Here is a 21,910-nt window from a genome sequence, read left to right as displayed (position 1 = left end):
TATATGCGATACTTAACAATTGATATGCAGCTAATAATCTGTATACTGATCCATTATAGCTTATCGTATTGTCATCATACTAAACTACCTATATAACTATCAAATTTTGTTTTTCCTTTATCCTCTAAAAAATCAACAGAATAATTACTATTCCCCACATAAATGTCTATTCTTTTTTCATATACATCAAAAATAATATCTCCTGCTGAATTTTGAGTAATAGTATTATATTTTGAATAGTAGTTTAAATCTTTAGATGGAGCTTCTCCTACAATTATAATTTTAGGATTCAATTTTTCTAAAATATCATTAGGAACTTTTCCACTTTCTCTACCATGATGTGGTGCAAACAAAATATCTACTTCCTCAAAGTCTATATTATCTTTAACTTTTTCAAGGAAAGTAGTTTCTATATCTCCCATCCAAAGAAACTTACAGTCGCCTGCTTTATATCTAATTATTGGAGAAATATTATTAGGACTTTTTCCTTCTTTTACAAGTTTTAACTGCTCTTTAAAATCTTCATTATCAGTTATAGGCCAAAGTACATTTAATCCAGAACTACCCCTTTCTTCGTCACTTTTATTCATCCACTTTCTTGAACATCCTTTAAACAAGTAAAATGCTTTATCTGAATCTCTAAGATTACAATATTCCTTAAAAGAATTACTAGGTCCTTCTTTAGTTGCTTTATTTTCAACACAATAAAAATTTAAAATAGGCCATTTCTTATTTATATATTCTAAACCTTGAATATGATCTTCATCTGGATGAGTTGAAATAAACCTACAAATTCCTATATTTTTAGATTCTGCTTTTATCTCATTAATAATATCATCTTCTTTACCTTCTTCAAGACAACAATCTATAACTGTAAAATTATCACTATTATGTTTAATATAAAACATATCCCCTTCTCCTACAGATAATGATTTAACTATGCTCATTTTCTAAAACCCCTCTTTCATTTTTTATTTTATCTACTCTTTGTTTTATACGTCTAGTCTGTTTTTGATATGAAAAAGCAAACAAAATGAATATAAAAATAATGAATATGATTGAATAAACTGTATTTAAATAATTACACTGTGTTCTAATTATTAAATACAAGTCAATAATTAATAATACAAAAGATAAGCCTAAAATAGATCTATATAAATTATTAGTTTCAGATAAAATTTTTATTTCAGTATCTTCTTTACTTGCTATTATATAGTCTTCATAATCAGCAAATACTATGAATTTAATTCTTTTAAATAAAGGTTCTATTATTATTGAACCAATTCTACTAATAATCATCCCTAAAAAGTAAAATATGCATAAATTCATAATAATATCCTCTCTAAGTAGATTAATTTTAAAAAGAAAATCTGTTAAATAACAAAAAACTCCACCCGGCAATAAATTATTTAATATATTATAGGAACTAAGTTTATCTAAAATACTTTCTATATTAATCTCACCCCTTACTCCTTATTATCACTTTTATTAATAAGTGCTAATATTAGCATATCCTTCATTCCATTTTTTGTCAATATTTAACACAAGCTATTTCCACAGTTTGAATAATACTATATTTTCACCAATTTAAAAACCTCCTTGCCAAATTTCATTGTCAGGGAGGTTTATTCTTTATATACACCTATTTTTTAATTATTTCCATTCTACATTTTTTCGTATGACTTTTGCTGGATTTCCCGCTGCTAAACAACCTGCCGGTATATCCTTTGTTACAACTGACCCTGCTCCAATTATAGCTCCGTCACCTATAGTAACTCCTTTTAATATAGTAACCCCTACACCAATCCAAACATTTTTTCCTATATACACAGGTTGTGTTGGAATATGATTAGAGTTTAAAATTGTATGTGTATCACTATCCCTTATATGTACATTCTCAGATATAATAGTTCCATCTCCTATAACAATTTTATCCCTACATCTAATTTTTGAATTTAAATTCATATATCCATTTCCTAAAATTAAAATTGCCCCTTCATTTATTGCTATTGAACTTCCTGCATATACAGAAAAGCATCCATTTACTTCTAAGGTTGCATCTTTACATATTATTAGTTCCCCAGCCAAATAATTCTTTTTATCTAGTATACAAGGAAGATTAAAATTAAAATAGCCGTTAATATTTATATTTGCATCACTATCAATATTTAAATTGCAGGGTTTAAATATATCAAAGTTTTTGTATTTGGTTTTTATAAACTTGCCATATGATTTAAATATTCTCATAATTCCTCCGCTATAATACAAGTAATTGTATTTATTTTACTATTTTATAGTATATATTAGGATTAATAGCAAATACAATCCATGAAACTTTTTCTTTTAATGAATACTTTTTTTCTTTTAATAGAATTTTTAATAACTGTGCAAAATCTTTTCTTAATATTTTTAGTTTTTTATTTCCATTATATTCCTTGTGTAATTCAGAGTAGTCATTGAAAAATTTCCATAAATAAAATTTTTCCCACTTATCTTTTAACTGGATTAAATCTTTTTCATAAAAAAACCTAACTCTATCAGAACATGCTAGTAAATAATCTGCACTATTTATATTTGATTTTTTATCCATTATACTGCCTTCTCTTTGTAAATAAAAATATAATTTTTCCTTTATATAAACTAGAGTCTTTACTTGATATAATAACCTATGTATGATGTATTCATCTTCATGTATAATTCCCTCTTTAAATTTTATATTATTAAAAAGACTTTTCTTATATAACTTATTACATGCAATTACATATGTAACCGAACCATTTTCTCCCAGTTTAAATACTGCTTCTTTATTATTTAAAATTTCTACTTCTTGATTTAAAATAACTTTATCCGATAATTCCTTTTTATTAAACTCAGATACTTTTTTAAATTCACACATAGATATGTCTGCTTTATTTTTTATGATTTGATTATATAAAAGTTCATACATTTGAGGATGAATATAATCATCACTGTCAACAAATCCTATATACTCCCCCTTAGCAATATCCAATCCAGCATTTCTAGCAGAAGACAGCCCACCATTTTTCTTATCAATTATGCATATTCTATCATCTATATCTTTATAATGCTTACATATCTCAAAAGAATTATCTGTAGAACCATCATTAACTAATATTAATTCAAAATCCTTAAATGTTTGATTTAAGATTGAATCTATACAGTTAGTTAAATATTTTTCTACATTATAAATTGGAACTATTATAGATATTTTAGGCATTTAATACTCCTCCTTAAGTATACTTTTTAATTATGTAATTCTAATTCAACTAATTCATTTAATTCTAAGTTCGGTAACTGTATGTAACCCCATTGCTTCTTGTTCCATTCAAAATTATAACTATTAAATTTATCATGAATTACTTCAAATGCACATGCTGGATATACACCATCAATATCTCTATATCCGCCTAATTCACCTATTTCACAAAGTACTATTAATAGTTGATACTTTCCTGATACCAAACTTCTTATATCAAACTCTACATCAAATTCTGTATCTATATTCTTTTTACAAGATAACTTTGATTTGCAGACAGCTGCTGCAATTGGTGTATCATCAATAGTTCTAATCTCAAACCTTAACTGTACATCGCTAATATCCTCATAATTTTTCCAATTTAATCTACATTTAAATTTTTCTCCATCATAAAAAATTGGAATATCTTTATCAAGAATAGTTAAACTATTTAATTTAGCTCTTTGTATCTTAGGAAGATATGCTTCCCTTTTAATAACAGATAAATCATTATTTACAGAACTTTGACTGGCTTTTGAATTTAAATATATACTAACACCTTCGTCAACTTCACCATCATATCTAACGGTACCTTTTTCAAGTACAACTACTCTATTACATAACTGTTCAATAGTTTGCATATTATGGCTAACATAAAGTATCGTTCTACCTGATTTTGCAACATCCAACATCTTATTTATACATTTTTTTTGGAATTTCATATCTCCAACAGCCAATACCTCATCCATTATAAGTATTTCTGAATCAAGGTGAGATGCAACTGAGAATGCAAGTTTTACATACATACCAGAAGAATATCTTTTAACTGGAGTATCTATAAATTCTCTACACTCGGAGAAATCTATTATAGCTTCAATTTTTTCATCAACCTCTGCTTTAGTCATACCAAGAATAGCCCCATTAAGATATATATTTTCACGTCCTGTTAACTCACCATGAAAACCTGTCCCAACTTCAAGCATACTTGATATACGTCCATTTATTTTTACACTACCTTCAGTAGGCGCAGTTACCCTAGATAATATCTTTAATAATGTTGATTTTCCAGCACCATTACCACCAATAATACCTATAGTATCTCCTTTATTAATTTCTAAATTAACTCCTTTAAGAGCCATAAAAGTTTTATTTTTTGTGTTTATATCAGTTCCAATTTTAGTATTTGGATCCTCTTTTCCTCTAACCCTAGCCCACCAACTTTGCAAATCAGCAGTCAGAGTACCACCACCTATGGCGCCCAATCTATATTTTTTCTTTAAATTTTCTATTTTAATAACTGTTTCACTCATTTTACTCTCCCTCAATATACAAAACCTTACTCTTATCCTTTTATCTTATACAGTATCCATAAATGTTTTCTCAACTCTACTGAATAAAACTACACCTATAAATAAAACTACTAATGTAGTAACTACACTTATCCCTAAGTAGTTCCATGGTATAGAACCACTTCCTAAAAATGCATATCTGAAAGATTCAACAATAGGTGATACTGGATTTAGCATCATTAAAGTTTTAAGTTTTCCACCTATTTGAGATGCAGGATAAACTACTGGTGTAGCATACATCCAAAGTTGAACACCGAATGTTACCAACACTGCTAAATCTCTATATTTAGTAGTTAAAGATGAAATTATAATCCCAAATCCTAAAGATAAACAAGCTAATTGCACTAATAAAAGTGGTGTTATTAATATGTATATATTAGGGTGTATTGGAGCACCGCTTATATAATAATAAGTAGCAAATCCTAAAAACATTACAAATTGTACAGCAAAGTTAATTAATCCTGATATCACTGTTGATATAGGCGTAACTAGTCTTGGAAAATATACTTTACCGAATATTGCCGCATTTCCTGTGAATGTTGTCGATGTTTTTGTAAGACATGTAGAAAAATATGTCCATACAGTTGTACCCAACATATAAAATACTATCTGTGGCATACCATCTGTCGATATATTTGCTATATTACCAAATACTATAGTGAACATTAATGTTGTAAGTAATGGATTTATTATTATCCATAATGGTCCTAGTATTGTTTGTTTGTATAAAGTTTTGAAATCCCTTTTTACAAACATAGTTATTAAATCTTTATATTGTAATAATTCTTTTAAATTTATATCAAACCAACCCGTTTTTGGTTTGATTATAGTTGTCCAATTTTCGCTTGACATAAATTAATTCCTTTCTATATTAAATTTTTATATACTAATTCTTTTCTTTATCAAAAACATTGCAAGGCTATAAATTCTTTTATCAATTAATAGCTTTATATATCTATATAATCTAATTCTATTCTTATTAAACTCTAAAAATTTACAGAACTCTTCATCCTGCGATAGTTGTAAAAGAATAGCATTTCTTTCTGATTTACTAATATTATTTAGACTTATAAGTAATCTTTGAAAAACTAATTTATAATACTCTATAAATCTAAGTTCTATATAATCTTTTAGTTCTTCATTATTATTTAAACTTTTCAATAATAAATTCAATTTAGAATGATATCTAGATATTTCATAAATAACATTGGCTTTATTTCTTTTCTTTATGCCGCCATTATTAATAATACCTGTATAATAATATTTAATTTCTTTGCTAATATATATATTATCTGCTAAAGTTAAAAACCTTACATTAAAATCATAGTCTTCATGGAATATCATATTTTCATCAAAATATAGTTTATTTTTCTTTATAACCTCAGATTTATATATTTTCATACATGATGATAAAAAAGGACCTTCCATAGTTTCTAATATATATTTTAAATATTTATCTAGATTCCCTTTATCAATATATAAATTTTGTGGGACACCCGCTATTTCACTCTTTTGCAAATTCCCATCTTTATAAAAATTTCTATATATTCCCGAACATACCATATCAACATTTTGACTATTTATTATTTGATAGTGCACTTCTACAAAATCATCCTCAATCCGATCATCACTATCACAAAATATTATATATTTTCCTTTTGACTGATTAATACCTATATTTCTAGCATGAGAAACACCTTTATTTTGACTATGTACTACAATTATTCTATTATCATTTTTAGCATATTCATCACATATACTGGCACTATTATCTGTAGAACCATCATCCACAAGGATTACCTCTATATCCTTAAAAGTTTGATTTATAATAGAATCTAAACATTGTCTTAAATATTTTTCATTATTATATACAGGAACTATTATACTAACTTCTACATTTTCCATTACTTCCTCCTAATATTTAAATGAATTTGCTTAACGATACTTTTATAAGTGATTTAGTATCATATTTTCTTAATGCTCCTCTTTTTAGCATTTTCATATAATATCTAAATCCTGATTTACAGTCCTTATACTTCATACAAATATCAAATCTATCAACTACATAATTTTTAAAAAATAATTCTAAATATTTATCTCTATCTTTTTGATCCATCTCTATTCTATCCAAAGTATTTTTTACAATTTCTAGATGTTCATTAACTCTCTGGATACTTTTTTCTTTTGTATCATCTCCAGTTGACATACTAGATTTATAAATTATGTAATTGTAAAGTGGTTCATCTAAAAATCCTCTTTTATATTTATAATATACTGGTAATAACATCTGCCAATTTTGTCCCCTTCTCCCTTCGAAGATATCTCTATCAGGATTGACATCTAAAAATGCTTCTGTTCTTACCATATGACATCCACAACAAAATATCGATTCAGATTTTAAATGGTGTTCAAATTGGTATTCATCTTCATTATATTTAAATTTATCAGTTATTTTATATATTGGATTCTCTAAATCATCCTCATTATAAACATTAGCGTTAGATGTTACGCAACCGTATTGTGGATTATCTTCAAGAAATTTAACTCTTTTTTCTACAGAATCATATCTAAAAAAGTCATCATAGTCTGCCCAACATAAATAATCTCCTGTAAAGTGTTTCAATCCAGTATTTATAGCTCCACCTAGCCCTTTATTTTTTTGATAAATATATACTAACTTCATTCCTTCTTTATCAAATTTATCTTTATAACTAAGTACTATTTTCTCTGTATCATCACTTGAACCATCATTTATAATAATTAATTCTATATTTTTGTAAGTTTGTCCTAAAACTGATTCTAAATATCTAGATACTAATTTTTCACCGTTATAACAGGGTGTTATTATACTTACTAATTTCTGTCCCATAAATAATCCCACCTTATTTTAAAAGTTTTTCTACTTGATCTTTTACTTTAATTCCTTTTTCTTTATAAGAAGGTATAAATTTATCTAATCTTTCTTTAATATTAGACTCATTATTATATATCCACTTAAATGAATCCAATAAATCATTTTCTTTCTTCAATTCTTGTACAGGTAAAACATAGTTTTCATATGTCCCAAATAAATCTTTTGCTATTCCCCTAGCTTTAACAGAATATCCAACAACTAAAGTTGGTACACAAGTAGAATACGCTGCTATTGTTGCATGTGTTCTTGCACCTATAAAGAATCTGCATTTGCTTATATATCCTTTTAATTCCATACAATTATCATCTTCTATCATAACAACCCTATTTGTATTTTTAAACTTATCATGTAAATATCTAAGTGGTTCTCTATCATCATTATGTTCCCAAATAACATGAGGTATTAAGGCTATATTCATATCTGTATTTTTTATTATATGCTCAATCAAATTTTCATAATTTTTTAAAGTTATACCATCATAATTTTCTTTTTTTATAACTAATGGGCTTAAATTTATTCCCACTGTATTATTTTCTATAAATCCTTTTGGTAATTTTACATGAGCTTTGTCCAACTGAAATGCTGGATCTGGGTATAAATAAGTATTTTTGTTTACTTTTTTTAAAGCTTCATAAGATATACTTTCCCTTGTAATTATGAGATCATAATCCTTTATATCCTGTGCTATTTTTTCATCTTCTAATAATTTTGGTTCAACAGAACATCCCCATAAAACTGTTTTATATGCTTTTTTACCATACATTTTATGAAGTTCTACTTGGTTATACACATCTGAATAACAATATGTATCTCCCCCTATGGAAATTGCTATACTATCTTCTTTAATACTATTTAAACCATCTTTAAATTGCAAAACATCCATTTTTGATGTATCTTTTTTTAATTTTAATGCCATATATGCTTTTAAAAAATCTAATGATTTTTTATTTATAGGAAATTTTCCTTGTTTAACATCTATAATTTCATCTATTTTGTATAGTAAATCTTCATCCTTTTCATGAGATAATAATGATATTCTCCCCATACCATCAAGTATCTTTGCTGTTCCCCTCACAATAGCTTCACATCCATGATTCTTACTCCCACTATGTGAATATAAAACTATATCTCTCATAAGTTTATCTTCCTCCATGTATTTTCCCTCTGACTAATTGTCTTATCTTTTCTCTAATATATAATAATCTGTATACTAATTTGTATTTATTGTTTATTACTAAATACACAATTAAGTTTTCAAATGATATCTTAAATTTCATATTTAAATTATCATGAATCTCTTTATCTTTATGTATTTTTAATACTTTATTTTTTATGTTGTTTTTATCTAGTTTTGTATAAAATACTATATAGTAAATATAGTTAACTATTCGTTGGTCAATTATTGACTTGTTGTCATCTATATAATATCCTTCATCATCAATAAAATATTTTATTTTTAAATTTATTAACAGCTGTATATAATAATCCAAATTATCATATAATATCATAGACGAATTTTGAGCTTCTTGAAGATAGTTAAAACTTCTTATCTCAGAGAAATAATATTTATCTGAATATCTATAAACATCTAAATAAAAATCTAAATCCTCTGCTAATGATATATTTGTATCGAATTTTATTTTATTTTTAATTACTATATCGGTTTTAATTAATTTATTAGAAATCCATCCATAATATCCTGTATCAACTTGTTTTTTAACGAAGTTCTCTAAAATATCTTTTTTATACTTTAAACCTCTATATTCTAAATCTACTACTTTCAAGATCTTATCTTCATGATCTACCTTGTTATAAGAAGTAAATATAATATCGTATTTCTCTTTTTCAAGTATTTCTATATATGTCTTAAATACATCTTTATTTATACAATCATCTGCATCTATAAATTGAATATATTCACCTGTTGCATATTTAAGTCCTGTATTTCTAGCATTAGATACTCCACCATTTTCAATATGATAAACAGATATTCTCGAATCTTTTTTAGCATATTCATCACATATTTTTTTAGTATTATCAGTAGAACCATCATTCACTATAATAACTTCAAAGTTTTTATAACTTTGATTTAATATACATTTCAAAGTTTTATCTAAATACATTTCCTTATTATAAACAGGTATAACAACACTTATCTTTATCATATCAATCCCCACAAATTTTAACTATTTTATATAACCCTTTATAATCATATAATTAATTATGAATTTATGTTTCAGCATCCATATTGAAATCTTTAATTTTGTACTTATATTTCCAGGCTTAAAGTTTTTAAAACCATTCTTTAATTCTTTAGTGTTTAATATTCTTTTAATTTCTTTATATTTATAAGAAAAACTATTATTTGAATTTCCAACATGATTTATACAGTTAAACGCATAATAAATTATATGAGCATACAGTTGATTTCTGAAATCATAATCTTTAACACTAAAAAATAAGTCTTTCAACTTATTATTCATCTTTAAATAAACTGACCATGCATCAGGTTTATAAGTTTTAGAAATAGAATTTGGATTATATCTATAGTTATATAAGTAACTCCCCTTCATATAATAAAAACTATTAGCTTTATATCCTATTATTGAACTAAATAAATTATCTTCTGAATATTTAACTTCCTCATCAAATATTAAATTGTTTTTATCTAATAACTCTTTTTTGTATAAACAATGCCATACAGCCAATAATCTACCATAGTTTATATCATCACCCATTATTAAAGTTGGAAATATATCTTTTTTAATTTTATTTTTATCATATATTCCTTCATCCATATCTAGCGTAGCCTTAACCTTACCTTCACTACTAACTCTGTAGTAATCACTCATAACAAAATCAACATTATTTTCTATTGCTATATTGTACATTTTTTCATACATATCTAGCTCTATATAATCATCTGAATCCACAAATCCAATATAATCACCAGTAGCAACCTCTATTCCTGCATTTCTCGCCGAACTAAGTCCACCATTTTTTTTATGTACTACTTTTATTCTGCTATCTTTTTTAGCATAATCATCACAAATTTGAGGACAATTATCCGGAGAGCCATCATCTACTAGTATGATTTCTATATTTTTTAATGTTTGATTTATTATACTCTCTACACATTGTTCCAAATATTTTTCTACATTGTATATAGGAACAACTATACTTACTTTCGGCATATATACTCCCTTCTATCTTATAAACTAAGTTTATTTCTTTACATTCCTAATTTTATTCATATTATCAACGCCTATTATAGGGATTAAAACTTTTTTAATAGTCTTTTTCACCTTAGTCGTCCAAGGTAACCAACTAACTAAAAATAAATGCTCACAATAAGTATTTTCAGTATTATTTCTAATACAATTTCCATAATCATACGGCGAAAAATACTCCTGTGGATAAATACTTATATCTTCTAGTTTTTGAAATTTATTATTCCTAACAAGGCCTTTATCCTCCAAAATTTGTGTCAATCTTTGAACATTTGTAGTCAAGTCTAAACTATTATCAGAATTATAAAAACTAACATTCTCATACTTATCAATAAATTCTTTTATAAGCTGATGTTTAGGAATACAAGCCATAAAACTTGTAGCAATATAATTTTCTTCCTCAAACCCAAATATACACTGATTAGCCAATAAATCATCAAAAGATTTATAAACCACAACATCTGTATCCATATATATCCCACCATATTGATACAAAGCCTTAATTCTAGCATAATCACTCACATATGCAAACTTCTTTTCTTCATAAGCCTGTTTAACATATTCATTAGAGTTTATATCAAAATTACTTTCATTCCACTCCATAAATTCATAATCACTTAAATACTTATGCCAACTCTCTATACATTCTTGAACTTTATATGGCTTTTCCTTTCCACCAAACCAACAAAAATGTATTATCTTTGGTATCCTTTGCTCTGCCATCTTACCCCTCCAATAATGCATAAATTTTTTCTAATTCTTGCTTATTTGTATAATCTGTTATTTTTGTATTTTCAATAAGTCTTTGTTGTAATTCTTTATCTTTAATTAAATTATATATCCCCTCTGCACAACCTTCATTATCCATAGGTACTATTATTCCATCAAATCCATCTATTAATTGACTTTTCGATGTTTCAAAATTAGTTATAACAACAGGCTTATTTAAAATTTGGGCTTCTCTAACTGCAACAGATTTTCCTTCATATCTTGAAGGTTGAACATATATATCACATCCCTTTATATAAGGATATGGATTTTCTTTTTTCCCTAGTAATATTATATTATCTTGCATATTAAACTCTTTTATTTTTTCTTTTATAAGATTTTCATCTGTACCAAATCCTATGATATACCATTTCACTTTATATCCATTTTTCAATATATTGCTACAAATTTCAGGTACATTATCAAAATTTTTAGCACCATCATATCTACCTATTGATAATATTTTTATAGTTTCTTCATCTCCATCATTAAATTGTTTGTCCATTATCTTTTCTTGTGATTGCTCTTTAATAAAGTTCTCTGATAAAATATTTTCTACCACTATACATTTATCTTCTAATTGATTATAGATACTTAAAAATTGTTCTTCACATGTTTTAGATACATTTGCAATATAATCCACATTTGAATAGACCTTTAAATCTAATTCTTTGTCTGGAACTATCTTTGTATAATCAGTATGAATCCAAGCTATTTTTTTCTTTGCATTTACCTTTTCTACTAGAATTTCAGCTGGGTTTAAAAAATTTATTGCTAAATCGTATTCTTTATCTAAATTAGGTAGTAAAGGCATTATATTATGATATATATACTGTAATGAACTCCACACATTTTCTTGACCTCTTTTTTTTATATCTATTTTTGCTTTTAATCTTTTTAAACCGAATCTAAAGTTTTTACTAAACAATACATCTTTTATAGGTCTATCAAAATTTGTATATGAGCTAATTTGTGGTAATAAATTAACCTTATTAGGAATAAATTTCAAAAACTCGCCTTCTTGCCTATATAAAAATAAATCAATATTATATTTTGTATAATCAATAGACTCCATTAAACCGATTAAACTTCTCTCTGCCCCTCCTATAAACATTGATGGCATTAGTATTAATATATTTTTTTTCATTTTAATCTCCATAACTAATAATACTTAATATTTAAAATCGTGCTTGAATAACCCATTCCACCCCATGCTACAACCATTTGATAATAAAAAAAAGCAAAATAACAAAGAATCATAATATAATAAATTAAGTCTTTTTCTCTTTTTTCAAATATATTTTTTAAAAGCCACGGTAAAAGGATTAAATTATACATTGAAAAATATATTGGAAGTCTTCCAAGAAGAATACCACTACTTGCAACCTTAGAAATTATATAAAGACCACTATCAATAAGTGACATATTTATACTCAATTTAATAATAGGTGTTAATTTCTCTTTTATTTTATTTCTATATAAAAATGCTAATATTATAGGTATTGATTCTACCAATATTCTAATTGGACTTGTTCCATCATCAGTTGCTTTAAATTCATTAACAGAACTAGCATAATCAGTTTGTTCAACAACATCAGTTAATAAATTAGTAAATTTACTTGTAAATAGCATTGCTAAAACAATACATCCTATAAATAACAATGTTCTTTTATTCCATGGTTCGCCTTGAGCAATAAAATACATAGGTATCAATAACAATGCAGATTGATGGATAGTAGATAATACACAAACTATAAGTATATATAATAATGTCTTATTTTTTAAAATAAGACCTGTACAACTAAATATAATAGCTGCAACAAGAAACTGTCTCATACCATTAAACATCCACATAAATTGACACGATGCTATAAATAAAAATGCACTAACCCCAAAATTACATGAATATTTATAAAGTGGAAACATAACACAAATTCCACTAATTATTGCTATAATAGAAAGCCAAACAGTATAATTATCGGATATATATGTCTTTATTAATATAGAAAATAATCTAAATCCAGGTTCCCTAGCACTACTATCAAATATAACATCATGGGCATTTTGAAATAATGGATAATCATTAAACATTTGTATATAAGCAGTTGTATCAGCTACATAACTCCTAGCCCCAGCAAAAAACACAATCACAGCAAAAGTAACAACCGCCATAAACAAATGTACCCTTGCTTCATAAACCTCTTCACCTAAATATTCCCCAACACAAACTCTCTTAGAAGTAACCTGAGCCAATATTCCAAACAATATAACCCAAGCCATCATAAACCAATATACTGTCATACTCTACTTTCCTTCCCTATTGTTATATAAAACCAATAAATAAAGTGCAAATCCAAAAGGCGTAGCCAAAACTGTCATTCCTTTTCGTGGACTTTCTTTAATGAATTTTCTATTCTTACTTATAAAACTACTCGAAACATAATGAATGCAAGTTTTAAAATTCTTTAAAAAACCAGTATCATACTTCATTGAGACCTTTCTCATAAAAGCAAATCCCCTTGGATTTTTATAATACTGTCTAAGCATATTTTTGCTAGAACCGTCTTCCATATACTCAACAACACAAACAGGTTTATTCATTATTAACAACTCATAATCCTGATCTGCTAACAAATATTTATAGTCCAAAGGAACAAATTTCTCTCCCTCAAACTCTGGATATGGTGGATATTTATTTATAATTTCTGTTCTATAAATAAGTTTCTTGTCACCTTGGCCACCGTTTTGGTAATAACCACTAAGTGTTGTACTTTTTTTATTTGGCAATTCTTTACCTATTACTTGTCCATTTTTATATACATCTAGCGCTATTATCCCCGAATAGCTGCTGTCTTTGTTTTCTTCCCAAAAATTTACGATTAATTCCACAGCATCATCTGGCATAAAGTCATCTGAATCTATACATACGTTTAATTCTGTATCTATTAACTCATATGCCTTATTGTGACCTGTGTGCATTCCTCCATTTTTTTTATATACATAGCGAATTTCAAACCCATTGTCTTTTGTCATCCATTTTTCTACAATTTCTTTTGTATTATCGCTAGAACCATCGTCAACAATCAGCCACACAAAGTCTTTACAAGTCTGTCTGCATAAACTGTCATAACATTGTTTTAAAACATAGGCTCTATTATATGTTGGAGTAAATACTGTAAGTGTTGCCATCTTCAATCCTCCAATTAACATTTATTTAAGTAAAACTCCTGCAAATATTTTGCATTAGCTTTTATATCGAAATTAGCTTTTACTATTTCTTCTTTTGTATTTTTTCTTTCGTATTTTTCATATTTAAATACTTCTTTTGCCCATTTTTGTGGGCTTTCTTCTAATTTAACTACTACTACATTTTCTGTCATTTTACATTCAAGTGGTACTTTGTCTGATATTATACACTTAAGCCCAGATGCTTGTGCTTCTACCATAGTTACTGGTAATCCTTCATAAAGTGAAGGAAATAAAAACACATCCATACCCTGCATCAAATCATTTACATCAGATCTAACACCAGTAAATATAACCTTATCACTAAGTCCTAAATCTCGTACCTTCTGCTCAATCTCAGTTCTTAAATCACTATCACCCACAAGCATCAATACACTATCTTCTTTTATCTTTTGTACTTCATTAAATACATCTATCAAAAATTCATGGTTTTTCTGTGGATTAAATCTTCCAACATGTCCAACCACAAACTTGTTTTCAATATCAAATTCTTTTTTTACCTTGTCTGCTTTTTCCTTATTATAAGTATATAAATCAGTATCGATTGCATTATTTATCACTTCAAAATTATCAGTTTCAAACATCCATTTGCCTGCTTCATCACCACATGCAAATAATTTATCTGCATATTTAGGAATTTTTCTTTTTTCAAATACCTTTATAAGATACTTCAAGTTTTTATCTTGGTTGGCATTATGACTATGAGCTATAGTAAACTTAACTCCATTCTTCTTCGCCACTTTAAGCACAACCCCACTCAAACAGTCCTGATGACAATGCACAATCTGATACTCTTTATGCTCCTTAAAAAACTTATCCAAAGCATTTAAATAACTCTTGCTGAATGGATTTAATTTTGGAAGATGATAAATCTTGCCGCCAAGTGATTCAATTTCATCATCATAATCCCATCTTTCATCACGATGAGTCAGAAAATCAAATTGAACCTTGTCTCTATCAATATTTCGATAGTAATTCATAAGCATGGTTTCAAGTCCTCCACGCCCCATATATGTCACTACTTGCAATACTCTTATCGGCTCACTCATCTCTCAATCTCCTCAACAGTCATCTCAACTACCTTCCTCTTATCAAAAACATCCTCCATATGCCTTCTGCCACACTGCCCCATCTTCGCCTTATCATCATAGCTCATCAGCGCGAACTTCTTAATCTTGTCATAAAGATCACCACTATCCTTAACCCTACAAGTAAATCCGCTGACACCATCGATAATCGACTCTTTGCATCCATGGATGTCACTTGCAATCAGCGCCCTTCCAATAGATGCTCCTTCCAACAACACATTTGCCATTCCTTCGTGATATGATGGAAGGACGATGCAGTGTGCTTCTCTCATAAATTTTACGACGTCTTTTTGGTAGCCGTAGTATTTTATATAATCTTTTGCTTCCAAATCTTTCATAATCTGGCTATAATCTTCTTCAAACCATCCAAGAAATCCAAATTCTGCTTTGATTCCTTCCGATTTGATTTTTTTGATTGCATCGAACAGTTCGTTGACGCCTTTTTCTTCCATAACCCTTCCGACAAATAAGAACTTTGTGATGTCGTCTTTTGGCATTGGGCTAAAGCTGAATCTTTCAAGATTTACCCCAGCGCCATTCATAACGACTGCTTGTTCTTTTGTGATTGTTTTGTCGTCTATCATAACTTGGGCATTTTGCACATTTTCAAAAAACACAGATTTCGCTTTTTTAAGTCCAACTTTATAAAGTGTGCTGACGATTTTTTTCAACATTCCACCTTTGTAATAGGCACTCCCAAGCCCAGTCACATTGGCGATAAATGGCGTTTTTCTTATTCTCGATGCCATACCTCCATATATATTGGGCTTTATTGTATAACCTATTATTATGTCAGGCTTTTCTATTTTTATCAACTTCAAATAGTCTAGAAAAAGCTTTATGTCCTTTATTGGGTTTAAGCTTTTTCTATCTACATAAGTTTCAACAATTCTAACGCCTAAGGACTTTATCTCTTCATTATCATCACTTTTTGGCAGTGACACTACTACCTCATATCCTCTGGTAACTAAACTCTCCACCAACTCTCGCCTAAACTTGTATATTGTCGCGAAATGGTTTGATAGTATCAACACCTTCTTCATAACTTACCCCACTTTACTGATTTGTCTGTTTTGCTGTTTTACTTTGTGCCTTTCCTTCAACTACTCCATCTCTTTTTAATACTTTTATAAAAGTCATAAAGAAACATTTTAAGTCAAATCCAAAACTACATCTTTTCACATATTCTCCATCTAATTTTGCCTTTATTCGAATAGGTAACTCATCTCTACCATTGATTTGTGCCCATCCAGTAAGCCCTGGAAGTATATCATTTGCTCCATATTTGTCTCTTTCTTCGATCAAATCATATTGATTCCAAAGTGCTGGTCTTGGCCCCACAATACTCATCTCACCTTTTATAATGTTTATAATTTGTGGTAGCTCGTCCAAACTCGTCTTTCTAAGCAACTTTCCAACTCTGGTTATATATATGTCTGGATTTTCTAATAAATGAGTTGGTGTATCTTTTGGTGTGTCTATCCTCATAGTTCTGAATTTTAAAATATTAAATTCCTTTTTATGTATTCCTATTCTCCTTTGTTTAAATAGAATCGGACCTCTTGAATCTAGTTTTATACAAATTATCAAAATCAAAAATACCGGTATTAAAATTATAAATCCTATTAAAGATATTAAAAAATCAATACACCTCTTTATCTTCTGATACATTCCATGATTGACTTCATCCATATCACACCACATCCCCCTATACAACAACTTCTTCTCTTCTAACATAAGTCGGTACAATACTCTTCATAATAATATCGACCTTCTCATCTTGATTATTCTCAGCAACCCTCTTCAAAATATTAAGCTCTCTCTTAAACTCGACCTCGTCGATTTTTATCGGTTTGCCGATTCTGATTTGATCATTAGATGTACGAGTAAGTCCTTCTTCGTCCATAAGCACCTCTTCATAAAGTTTTTCGCCTGGTCTAAGTCCTGTAACCTTAATATTTATGTCGACATTTGGTTCATATCCGCTTAATTTTATTAAATTTCTCGCTAAATCAATTATTTTGACTGGTTCGCCCATATCAAGTACAAATATTTCGCCACCTTTCGCCATTGCACTGGCTTGCAACACTAGTGATACGGCTTCTGGTATCGTCATAAAGAATCTTGTAACTTCTTCGTGTGTTACAGTGACTGGTCCGCCTTCTGCGATTTGCTTTTTAAATAGTGGTACGACGCTTCCATTACTTCCAAGTACATTGCCAAATCTCACTGCGACAAATTCTGTATCGCTCGTTTTGTTAAGTGATTGTATTATCATTTCGCAACAACGCTTTGTTGCACCCATTATATTTGTTGGGTTTACGGCTTTATCTGTCGAAATCAATACAAATTTTTCTACCTTATATTTATTCGACAATTTTGCCACATTAAGCGTTCCAAATACATTATTTTTTATAGCTTCACAAGGGCTGTCCTCCATTAGTGGAACATGTTTGTGTGCTGCTGCGTGGAAAACTATCTCTGGTCTATAATTTTCAAATATTGTATTCATCTTATCTTCATCACGAACTGATGCGATAAGTACTTTTAAATTTAATTCTTCTTGATAATGTCTGATTAATTCTTGTTGAATGTCATATGCGTTATTTTCATATATGTCTACTATGATTAGTTGTCTTGGATTGTATTTTGCTATTTGCCTACATAGTTCTGAGCCAATAGACCCACCACCGCCTGTAACTATTACGATTTTATTGTTGATGATGTCGTCCATTTCGCTTAAATTGATTTTGACAGGTTCTCTGCCTAAAAGATCCTCAATTTGAACATCTCTTATTTTTGTTACATTAACCTTTCCGTCTATAATTTCATAAATTCCCGGAATAGTCTTTAATTTTGCCCTCGTATTTTTACAAATATCTATAATTTCTCTTTTTCGTTTTACGTTTATATTTGCAATACAAATAATTATTTCGTCGATATTTTCCCTTTCTACAATTGTAGAAATATCTTCAGTCGTCCCCAATACAGGTACTCCAAAGACTGATTTACCTATTTTATGTATGTCATCATCTACTACTGCAACAGGTAATTTCTTTAATTCTGGATTTTCAAATAACTCCCTCAATATCATGTTTCCAGCCTTACCTGCCCCAACGATAAGAACTCTAGATGAGCTAGGAGCATTTTGATTAACTTGCATATACATAAGTAATCTTCTCATTGTTCTATAAACAACTCGAACAGATACCATTGCTACGATTATCATAAGTACATTTACTACATAAAAAGCTAGATTTAATTTACTGTGTGTTAGTGCGATTATTGCTGCCGATGGTAACACTGCACAAAAACAAGCGACAAATATCGATGCTACTTCTCTTTCTCCGCCACATTTCCACAGACTATCATAGCATCTAAATAATAATAAAAATGTTTCATTTATAGCTACATAAATAATTATCGGTATTAATGAAAACCTAGAAACGTCAAACCCCAACAAAGCCAAAGTTATAACAAAACTAAGTGCACATAAAATCCCGTCTATAGCTAATAAAATAATTTGTCTCATCTTGCACTTGTCAGCATCTTTTGAAATATCGTCTAATACTTTCATAAGTTTTATTATCATAATATTCCCCCCTTATATTTAGACCAAATTATCTCTTTGTTTCCCCCTTAACAATATCATTTTTGATTAAAATCATTCCCCTAATTTATTTGGTATAAATATTTTTATAATGCAGACTAAATCTAAATCTATCTATAAATTTCTACAAAAAATTAAAAATTCCTTATATTTCTTGATAATTCTTTATTTTTTTTTGTGTTTTTTTCTCTTTTTTCGTTTAAATAATCCTCGTTTAGGCTTGTCCTCATAATATCCAGCATATCCATAATAACTATTATAATAACTGTATTTCTGTGCACTAAACTTATTTAGCACAACGCCAATAACATTTGCCCCAACTTTATTTAACTTTTCCAACGTAATATTGGCAACTTTAGCATCAATTGCCTTAGATGCATTTATCAAAACTGTCCCATCCACATATTGAGTAATTATACATGCATCATTCAATCTGCATATAGGCGGTGAATCAATAAATACATAATCATATTCCTCTCTCAACTTTGCCAAAGTATCTTTCATAGACTGAGAATTAAGTAAAATAGAAGTATTAGAAGGAACTCCACCAGAAGTAATTATATCCAAATCTCCAACCTTCTTAATACATTCTGATTGTTTTTTGTATCCAAAAACTATATCTGCAATACCAAAAGTATTCTCAATCCCAAAATATCTACTAACGCCCCTTTTTCTAAAGTCACAATCAAGAAGAAGAACCTTAACCCCCTCTAACTCAGCAAAACACTTCGCCAAATTACAAACAATAGTCGTCTTCCCCTCATCCATCTCAGCACTAGTAATCAAAATCGTCTTTATATTTTTATTAATACTTAAATAAGTCCTAATCTCCCTGTACGACTCATTTAACTCAAAATTTCCTTCATCATACGCTGCTAACATTGCCATAGCTAATCCCCCTTAAATTCTTTATCTATAATTTTAAGCTTTAACTGTATGTCTTCCCTTTGACTTTCCATCATCCATTGGAATAGTTCCTATCAAAGGTAAATCCCAATACTTCTCAACATCCTCAGGAGTTTTTATCTTAGTATCTAAACATTCAGATAATAATACTAAAAATATAGCCACAACAATTCCTATCCCAAGAGCCTGAACTAAAGTTAAATCCCTACTTCTAGGAATCAAACTTCCATTACTAGCCTTATACACAACTTCAACACAGTCCAAATTGATTACTCTCTTAAGCTCAGTATTATAAGCCTCAGGAAGAGCCTCCGCAACTTGTTTTGCAACTTCAGGCGAAGAAGTTGTTACAGTCATCTTGATAAACTGTGGAATTTCCTCACTTTGAGCAGCAGTAATAGTCCCAATTTGACTACTCTTTAATCCAGTAAGAGATGCCACATTCTTTCTAATATCACTAGAAGTAGCAAGTCCCAAATAAGAAGTCGCAATATTTTGATTCGCCATAGACGCAGAACCAGAATAAGCACTATAAATCTTGTTTAATTTTTCTTGATCCTGTTTTGCCTTCTCCTCTGCCGCTGTTAAACCACTACTAGATCCAGAACTACTATAACCCGAAGTATCCCCCGAATCATCACTACTACTTGTATTAATCTTTTTCTCATCCTCCTGTATAGACTTAATAGAATTAATCCTAATCGTAACATTAGACATATAAGTCGGCACATACGAAATATAATTTTTATAAGTTTTATATCCCCCAAATCCTAGACAAATTAAAATAGTCACAATAGCGATCCATTTTCTTCTTCTAAATATGTCTAAATACTCTTTAATATTTACCGCTTCTCCCATTTTCGCCTCCATAATTTCTCGTGATATCCTCAAATCACTCATTTGTAATATAGATTTATCAACCGCCAGATCTCCTGTATTATCTAAATAATAAATTCCCTAGAAATTCAATATTTCCATACTTATGTGCTTGGAAATTTAATATTCCTACACTTGAAATAAAATATCCCTATATAGCACTAAATCAGGAATACATCTTTCAAAATAATAAATTATTCATAAGATAACTTTCCAAATAAGAAGTTTGGCAATCAATATTTTATTTTATCTGTAATTATAGCATATTTTACCAATTTTGTAACTTTGATGACAATATTTGTATGATTTATGACAGTATTGATTCTTTTGATATCATTTCATTTTTACTTTTTTTATTTCTTTTTGACTTTTTGTTATTTTATTTGGGTTTTGTATTATTGGGTTTGATTTATTTGAATATTATTATGCCATTTTTGTGACTGTTTATCATATTTTATGTTACTTTATAATTGGATATTGGTATTGTTACTGTGTATTTATATTTTGTTGATATGCAAGAGAATTTGTTAAGTTTGTGAGATTTGTATAGTTAATCCCTCTAAAGAATTTAATTTGGAGCATAAAAAAAGATTACGTGGCTACGTCTTACTCTCCCAGGCGGTTGCCCACCAAGTACCATCAGCGCTCAGGAGCTTAACTTCTGTGT

The 21,910-nt window shown here is 28.6% G+C and carries 21 protein-coding genes; all 21 read right to left on the bottom strand.

Features of this window, described 5'->3' with window-relative positions; all coding sequences use genetic code 11:
• Positions 1 to 74: 74 nt before the first annotated feature.
• The 21 genes from I4U58_RS05080 to I4U58_RS04980 all read right to left on the bottom strand — a co-directional run bounded on the left by I4U58_RS05080 (position 75) and on the right by I4U58_RS04980 (position 21,225).
• Positions 75 to 947: a hypothetical protein gene (locus I4U58_RS05080; protein WP_195929953.1), complete on the bottom strand. Its 873-nt coding sequence runs from the start codon at positions 945 to 947 to the stop codon at positions 75 to 77.
• A complete protein-coding gene (locus I4U58_RS05075) occupies positions 934 to 1,329 on the bottom strand; it encodes a hypothetical protein (protein WP_195929952.1) in 396 nt (131 codons plus the stop codon). The genes I4U58_RS05080 and I4U58_RS05075 overlap by 14 nt, the downstream gene beginning before the upstream one ends.
• A gap of 324 nt (positions 1,330 to 1,653) precedes the next feature.
• Positions 1,654 to 2,247, bottom strand: coding sequence for an acyltransferase (locus tag I4U58_RS14230; RefSeq protein ID WP_279325550.1), 594 nt, complete (start codon positions 2,245 to 2,247; stop codon positions 1,654 to 1,656).
• A 31-nt stretch (positions 2,248 to 2,278) separates the two neighbouring features.
• Positions 2,279 to 3,238 carry a glycosyltransferase gene (locus I4U58_RS05065; protein ID WP_195929951.1) on the bottom strand — a complete coding sequence of 320 codons (960 nt, stop codon included), beginning with the start codon at positions 3,236 to 3,238 and terminating at the stop codon, positions 2,279 to 2,281.
• 26 nt (positions 3,239 to 3,264) lie between these two features.
• On the bottom strand, positions 3,265 to 4,566 hold the full coding sequence (locus tag I4U58_RS05060; RefSeq protein WP_195929950.1) for a polysaccharide ABC transporter ATP-binding protein: 1,302 nt from the start codon (positions 4,564 to 4,566) through the stop codon (positions 3,265 to 3,267).
• A 45-nt stretch (positions 4,567 to 4,611) separates the two neighbouring features.
• Positions 4,612 to 5,457 (bottom strand): ABC transporter permease, encoded by an 846-nt coding sequence (locus I4U58_RS05055; protein ID WP_195929949.1) that lies wholly within the window; start codon positions 5,455 to 5,457, stop codon positions 4,612 to 4,614.
• 27 nt (positions 5,458 to 5,484) lie between these two features.
• Positions 5,485 to 6,510: a glycosyltransferase family 2 protein gene (locus tag I4U58_RS05050; RefSeq protein WP_195929948.1), complete on the bottom strand. Its 1,026-nt coding sequence runs from the start codon at positions 6,508 to 6,510 to the stop codon at positions 5,485 to 5,487.
• 16 nt (positions 6,511 to 6,526) lie between these two features.
• The gene (locus I4U58_RS05045; protein WP_195929947.1) at positions 6,527 to 7,474 is read right to left on the bottom strand and encodes a glycosyltransferase family A protein; all 948 of its coding nucleotides are present in this window, start codon (positions 7,472 to 7,474) and stop codon (positions 6,527 to 6,529) included.
• A 13-nt stretch (positions 7,475 to 7,487) separates the two neighbouring features.
• Positions 7,488 to 8,672 (bottom strand): polysaccharide pyruvyl transferase family protein, encoded by a 1,185-nt coding sequence (locus I4U58_RS05040; RefSeq protein WP_243269562.1) that lies wholly within the window; start codon positions 8,670 to 8,672, stop codon positions 7,488 to 7,490.
• Positions 8,659 to 9,684, bottom strand: a complete 1,026-nt coding sequence (locus tag I4U58_RS05035) for a glycosyltransferase family 2 protein (RefSeq protein ID WP_195929946.1) — start codon at positions 9,682 to 9,684, stop codon at positions 8,659 to 8,661. The genes I4U58_RS05040 and I4U58_RS05035 overlap by 14 nt, the downstream gene beginning before the upstream one ends.
• A gap of 21 nt (positions 9,685 to 9,705) precedes the next feature.
• Positions 9,706 to 10,713, bottom strand: coding sequence for a glycosyltransferase (locus tag I4U58_RS05030; RefSeq protein WP_195929945.1), 1,008 nt, complete (start codon positions 10,711 to 10,713; stop codon positions 9,706 to 9,708).
• A gap of 30 nt (positions 10,714 to 10,743) precedes the next feature.
• Positions 10,744 to 11,472, bottom strand: a complete 729-nt coding sequence (locus tag I4U58_RS05025) for a glycosyltransferase (protein ID WP_195929944.1) — start codon at positions 11,470 to 11,472, stop codon at positions 10,744 to 10,746.
• A 1-nt stretch (position 11,473) separates the two neighbouring features.
• Positions 11,474 to 12,664 carry a glycosyltransferase gene (locus I4U58_RS05020; protein WP_195929943.1) on the bottom strand — a complete coding sequence of 397 codons (1,191 nt, stop codon included), beginning with the start codon at positions 12,662 to 12,664 and terminating at the stop codon, positions 11,474 to 11,476.
• A 14-nt stretch (positions 12,665 to 12,678) separates the two neighbouring features.
• Entirely contained in the window at positions 12,679 to 13,818 is a 1,140-nt protein-coding gene (locus I4U58_RS05015; protein WP_195929942.1) for an EpsG family protein, read from the bottom strand.
• Positions 13,819 to 13,821: 3 nt separating this feature from the next.
• The gene (locus I4U58_RS05010; protein WP_195929941.1) at positions 13,822 to 14,706 is read right to left on the bottom strand and encodes a glycosyltransferase family A protein; all 885 of its coding nucleotides are present in this window, start codon (positions 14,704 to 14,706) and stop codon (positions 13,822 to 13,824) included.
• A 14-nt stretch (positions 14,707 to 14,720) separates the two neighbouring features.
• The gene (locus I4U58_RS05005) at positions 14,721 to 15,812 is read right to left on the bottom strand and encodes a glycosyltransferase family 1 protein (protein WP_195929940.1); all 1,092 of its coding nucleotides are present in this window, start codon (positions 15,810 to 15,812) and stop codon (positions 14,721 to 14,723) included.
• Positions 15,809 to 16,894, bottom strand: coding sequence for a glycosyltransferase family 4 protein (locus tag I4U58_RS05000; RefSeq protein ID WP_195929939.1), 1,086 nt, complete (start codon positions 16,892 to 16,894; stop codon positions 15,809 to 15,811). Before I4U58_RS05000 ends, I4U58_RS05005 begins: the two co-directional genes overlap by 4 nt.
• Positions 16,895 to 16,907: 13 nt before the next feature.
• Positions 16,908 to 17,522 carry a sugar transferase gene (locus I4U58_RS04995; protein WP_195929954.1) on the bottom strand — a complete coding sequence of 205 codons (615 nt, stop codon included), beginning with the start codon at positions 17,520 to 17,522 and terminating at the stop codon, positions 16,908 to 16,910.
• Between the two features lie 37 nt (positions 17,523 to 17,559).
• Positions 17,560 to 19,443, bottom strand: a complete 1,884-nt coding sequence (locus I4U58_RS04990; RefSeq protein WP_195929938.1) for a nucleoside-diphosphate sugar epimerase/dehydratase — start codon at positions 19,441 to 19,443, stop codon at positions 17,560 to 17,562.
• A gap of 183 nt (positions 19,444 to 19,626) precedes the next feature.
• Positions 19,627 to 20,349, bottom strand: a complete 723-nt coding sequence (locus I4U58_RS04985) for a CpsD/CapB family tyrosine-protein kinase (RefSeq protein WP_195929937.1) — start codon at positions 20,347 to 20,349, stop codon at positions 19,627 to 19,629.
• Positions 20,350 to 20,382: 33 nt separating this feature from the next.
• Entirely contained in the window at positions 20,383 to 21,225 is an 843-nt protein-coding gene (locus tag I4U58_RS04980; RefSeq protein ID WP_195929936.1) for a hypothetical protein, read from the bottom strand.
• Positions 21,226 to 21,910: the final 685 nt, after the last annotated feature.

The organism is Clostridium sp. 1001270J_160509_D11 (assembly GCF_015667935.1).
Classification (GTDB): Bacteria; Bacillota; Clostridia; order Peptostreptococcales; family Peptostreptococcaceae; genus Intestinibacter.
Note: the sequence above shows the minus strand (reverse complement) of the source record. Positions and strands in the feature narration are given on the sequence as shown.

Bases quoted from the DNA above. Each gene is read 5' to 3' on its own strand.
- I4U58_RS05050 (WP_195929948.1), bottom strand. From the start codon at position 6,510: ATGGAAAATGTAGAAGTTAGTATAATAGTTCCTGTATATAATAATGAA.
- I4U58_RS05080 (WP_195929953.1), bottom strand. From the start codon at position 947: ATGAGCATAGTTAAATCATTATCTGTAGGAGAAGGGGATATGTTTTAT.
- I4U58_RS14230 (WP_279325550.1), bottom strand. From the start codon at position 2,247: ATGAGAATATTTAAATCATATGGCAAGTTTATAAAAACCAAATACAAA.
- I4U58_RS05035 (WP_195929946.1), bottom strand. From the start codon at position 9,684: ATGATAAAGATAAGTGTTGTTATACCTGTTTATAATAAGGAAATGTAT.
- I4U58_RS05015 (WP_195929942.1), bottom strand. From the start codon at position 13,818: ATGACAGTATATTGGTTTATGATGGCTTGGGTTATATTGTTTGGAATA.
- I4U58_RS05060 (WP_195929950.1), bottom strand. From the start codon at position 4,566: ATGAGTGAAACAGTTATTAAAATAGAAAATTTAAAGAAAAAATATAGA.
- I4U58_RS05040 (WP_243269562.1), bottom strand. From the start codon at position 8,672: ATGGAGGAAGATAAACTTATGAGAGATATAGTTTTATATTCACATAGT.
- I4U58_RS05075 (WP_195929952.1), bottom strand. From the start codon at position 1,329: ATGAATTTATGCATATTTTACTTTTTAGGGATGATTATTAGTAGAATT.
- I4U58_RS04990 (WP_195929938.1), bottom strand. From the start codon at position 19,443: ATGATAATAAAACTTATGAAAGTATTAGACGATATTTCAAAAGATGCT.
- I4U58_RS05045 (WP_195929947.1), bottom strand. From the start codon at position 7,474: ATGGGACAGAAATTAGTAAGTATAATAACACCCTGTTATAACGGTGAA.
- I4U58_RS05025 (WP_195929944.1), bottom strand. From the start codon at position 11,472: ATGGCAGAGCAAAGGATACCAAAGATAATACATTTTTGTTGGTTTGGT.
- I4U58_RS05065 (WP_195929951.1), bottom strand. From the start codon at position 3,238: ATGCCTAAAATATCTATAATAGTTCCAATTTATAATGTAGAAAAATAT.
- I4U58_RS04995 (WP_195929954.1), bottom strand. From the start codon at position 17,522: ATGTATCAGAAGATAAAGAGGTGTATTGATTTTTTAATATCTTTAATA.
- I4U58_RS04985 (WP_195929937.1), bottom strand. From the start codon at position 20,349: ATGGCAATGTTAGCAGCGTATGATGAAGGAAATTTTGAGTTAAATGAG.
- I4U58_RS04980 (WP_195929936.1), bottom strand. From the start codon at position 21,225: ATGGGAGAAGCGGTAAATATTAAAGAGTATTTAGACATATTTAGAAGA.
- I4U58_RS05020 (WP_195929943.1), bottom strand. From the start codon at position 12,664: ATGAAAAAAAATATATTAATACTAATGCCATCAATGTTTATAGGAGGG.
- I4U58_RS05010 (WP_195929941.1), bottom strand. From the start codon at position 14,706: ATGGCAACACTTACAGTATTTACTCCAACATATAATAGAGCCTATGTT.
- I4U58_RS05055 (WP_195929949.1), bottom strand. From the start codon at position 5,457: ATGTCAAGCGAAAATTGGACAACTATAATCAAACCAAAAACGGGTTGG.
- I4U58_RS05005 (WP_195929940.1), bottom strand. From the start codon at position 15,812: ATGAGTGAGCCGATAAGAGTATTGCAAGTAGTGACATATATGGGGCGT.
- I4U58_RS05000 (WP_195929939.1), bottom strand. From the start codon at position 16,894: ATGAAGAAGGTGTTGATACTATCAAACCATTTCGCGACAATATACAAG.
- I4U58_RS05030 (WP_195929945.1), bottom strand. From the start codon at position 10,713: ATGCCGAAAGTAAGTATAGTTGTTCCTATATACAATGTAGAAAAATAT.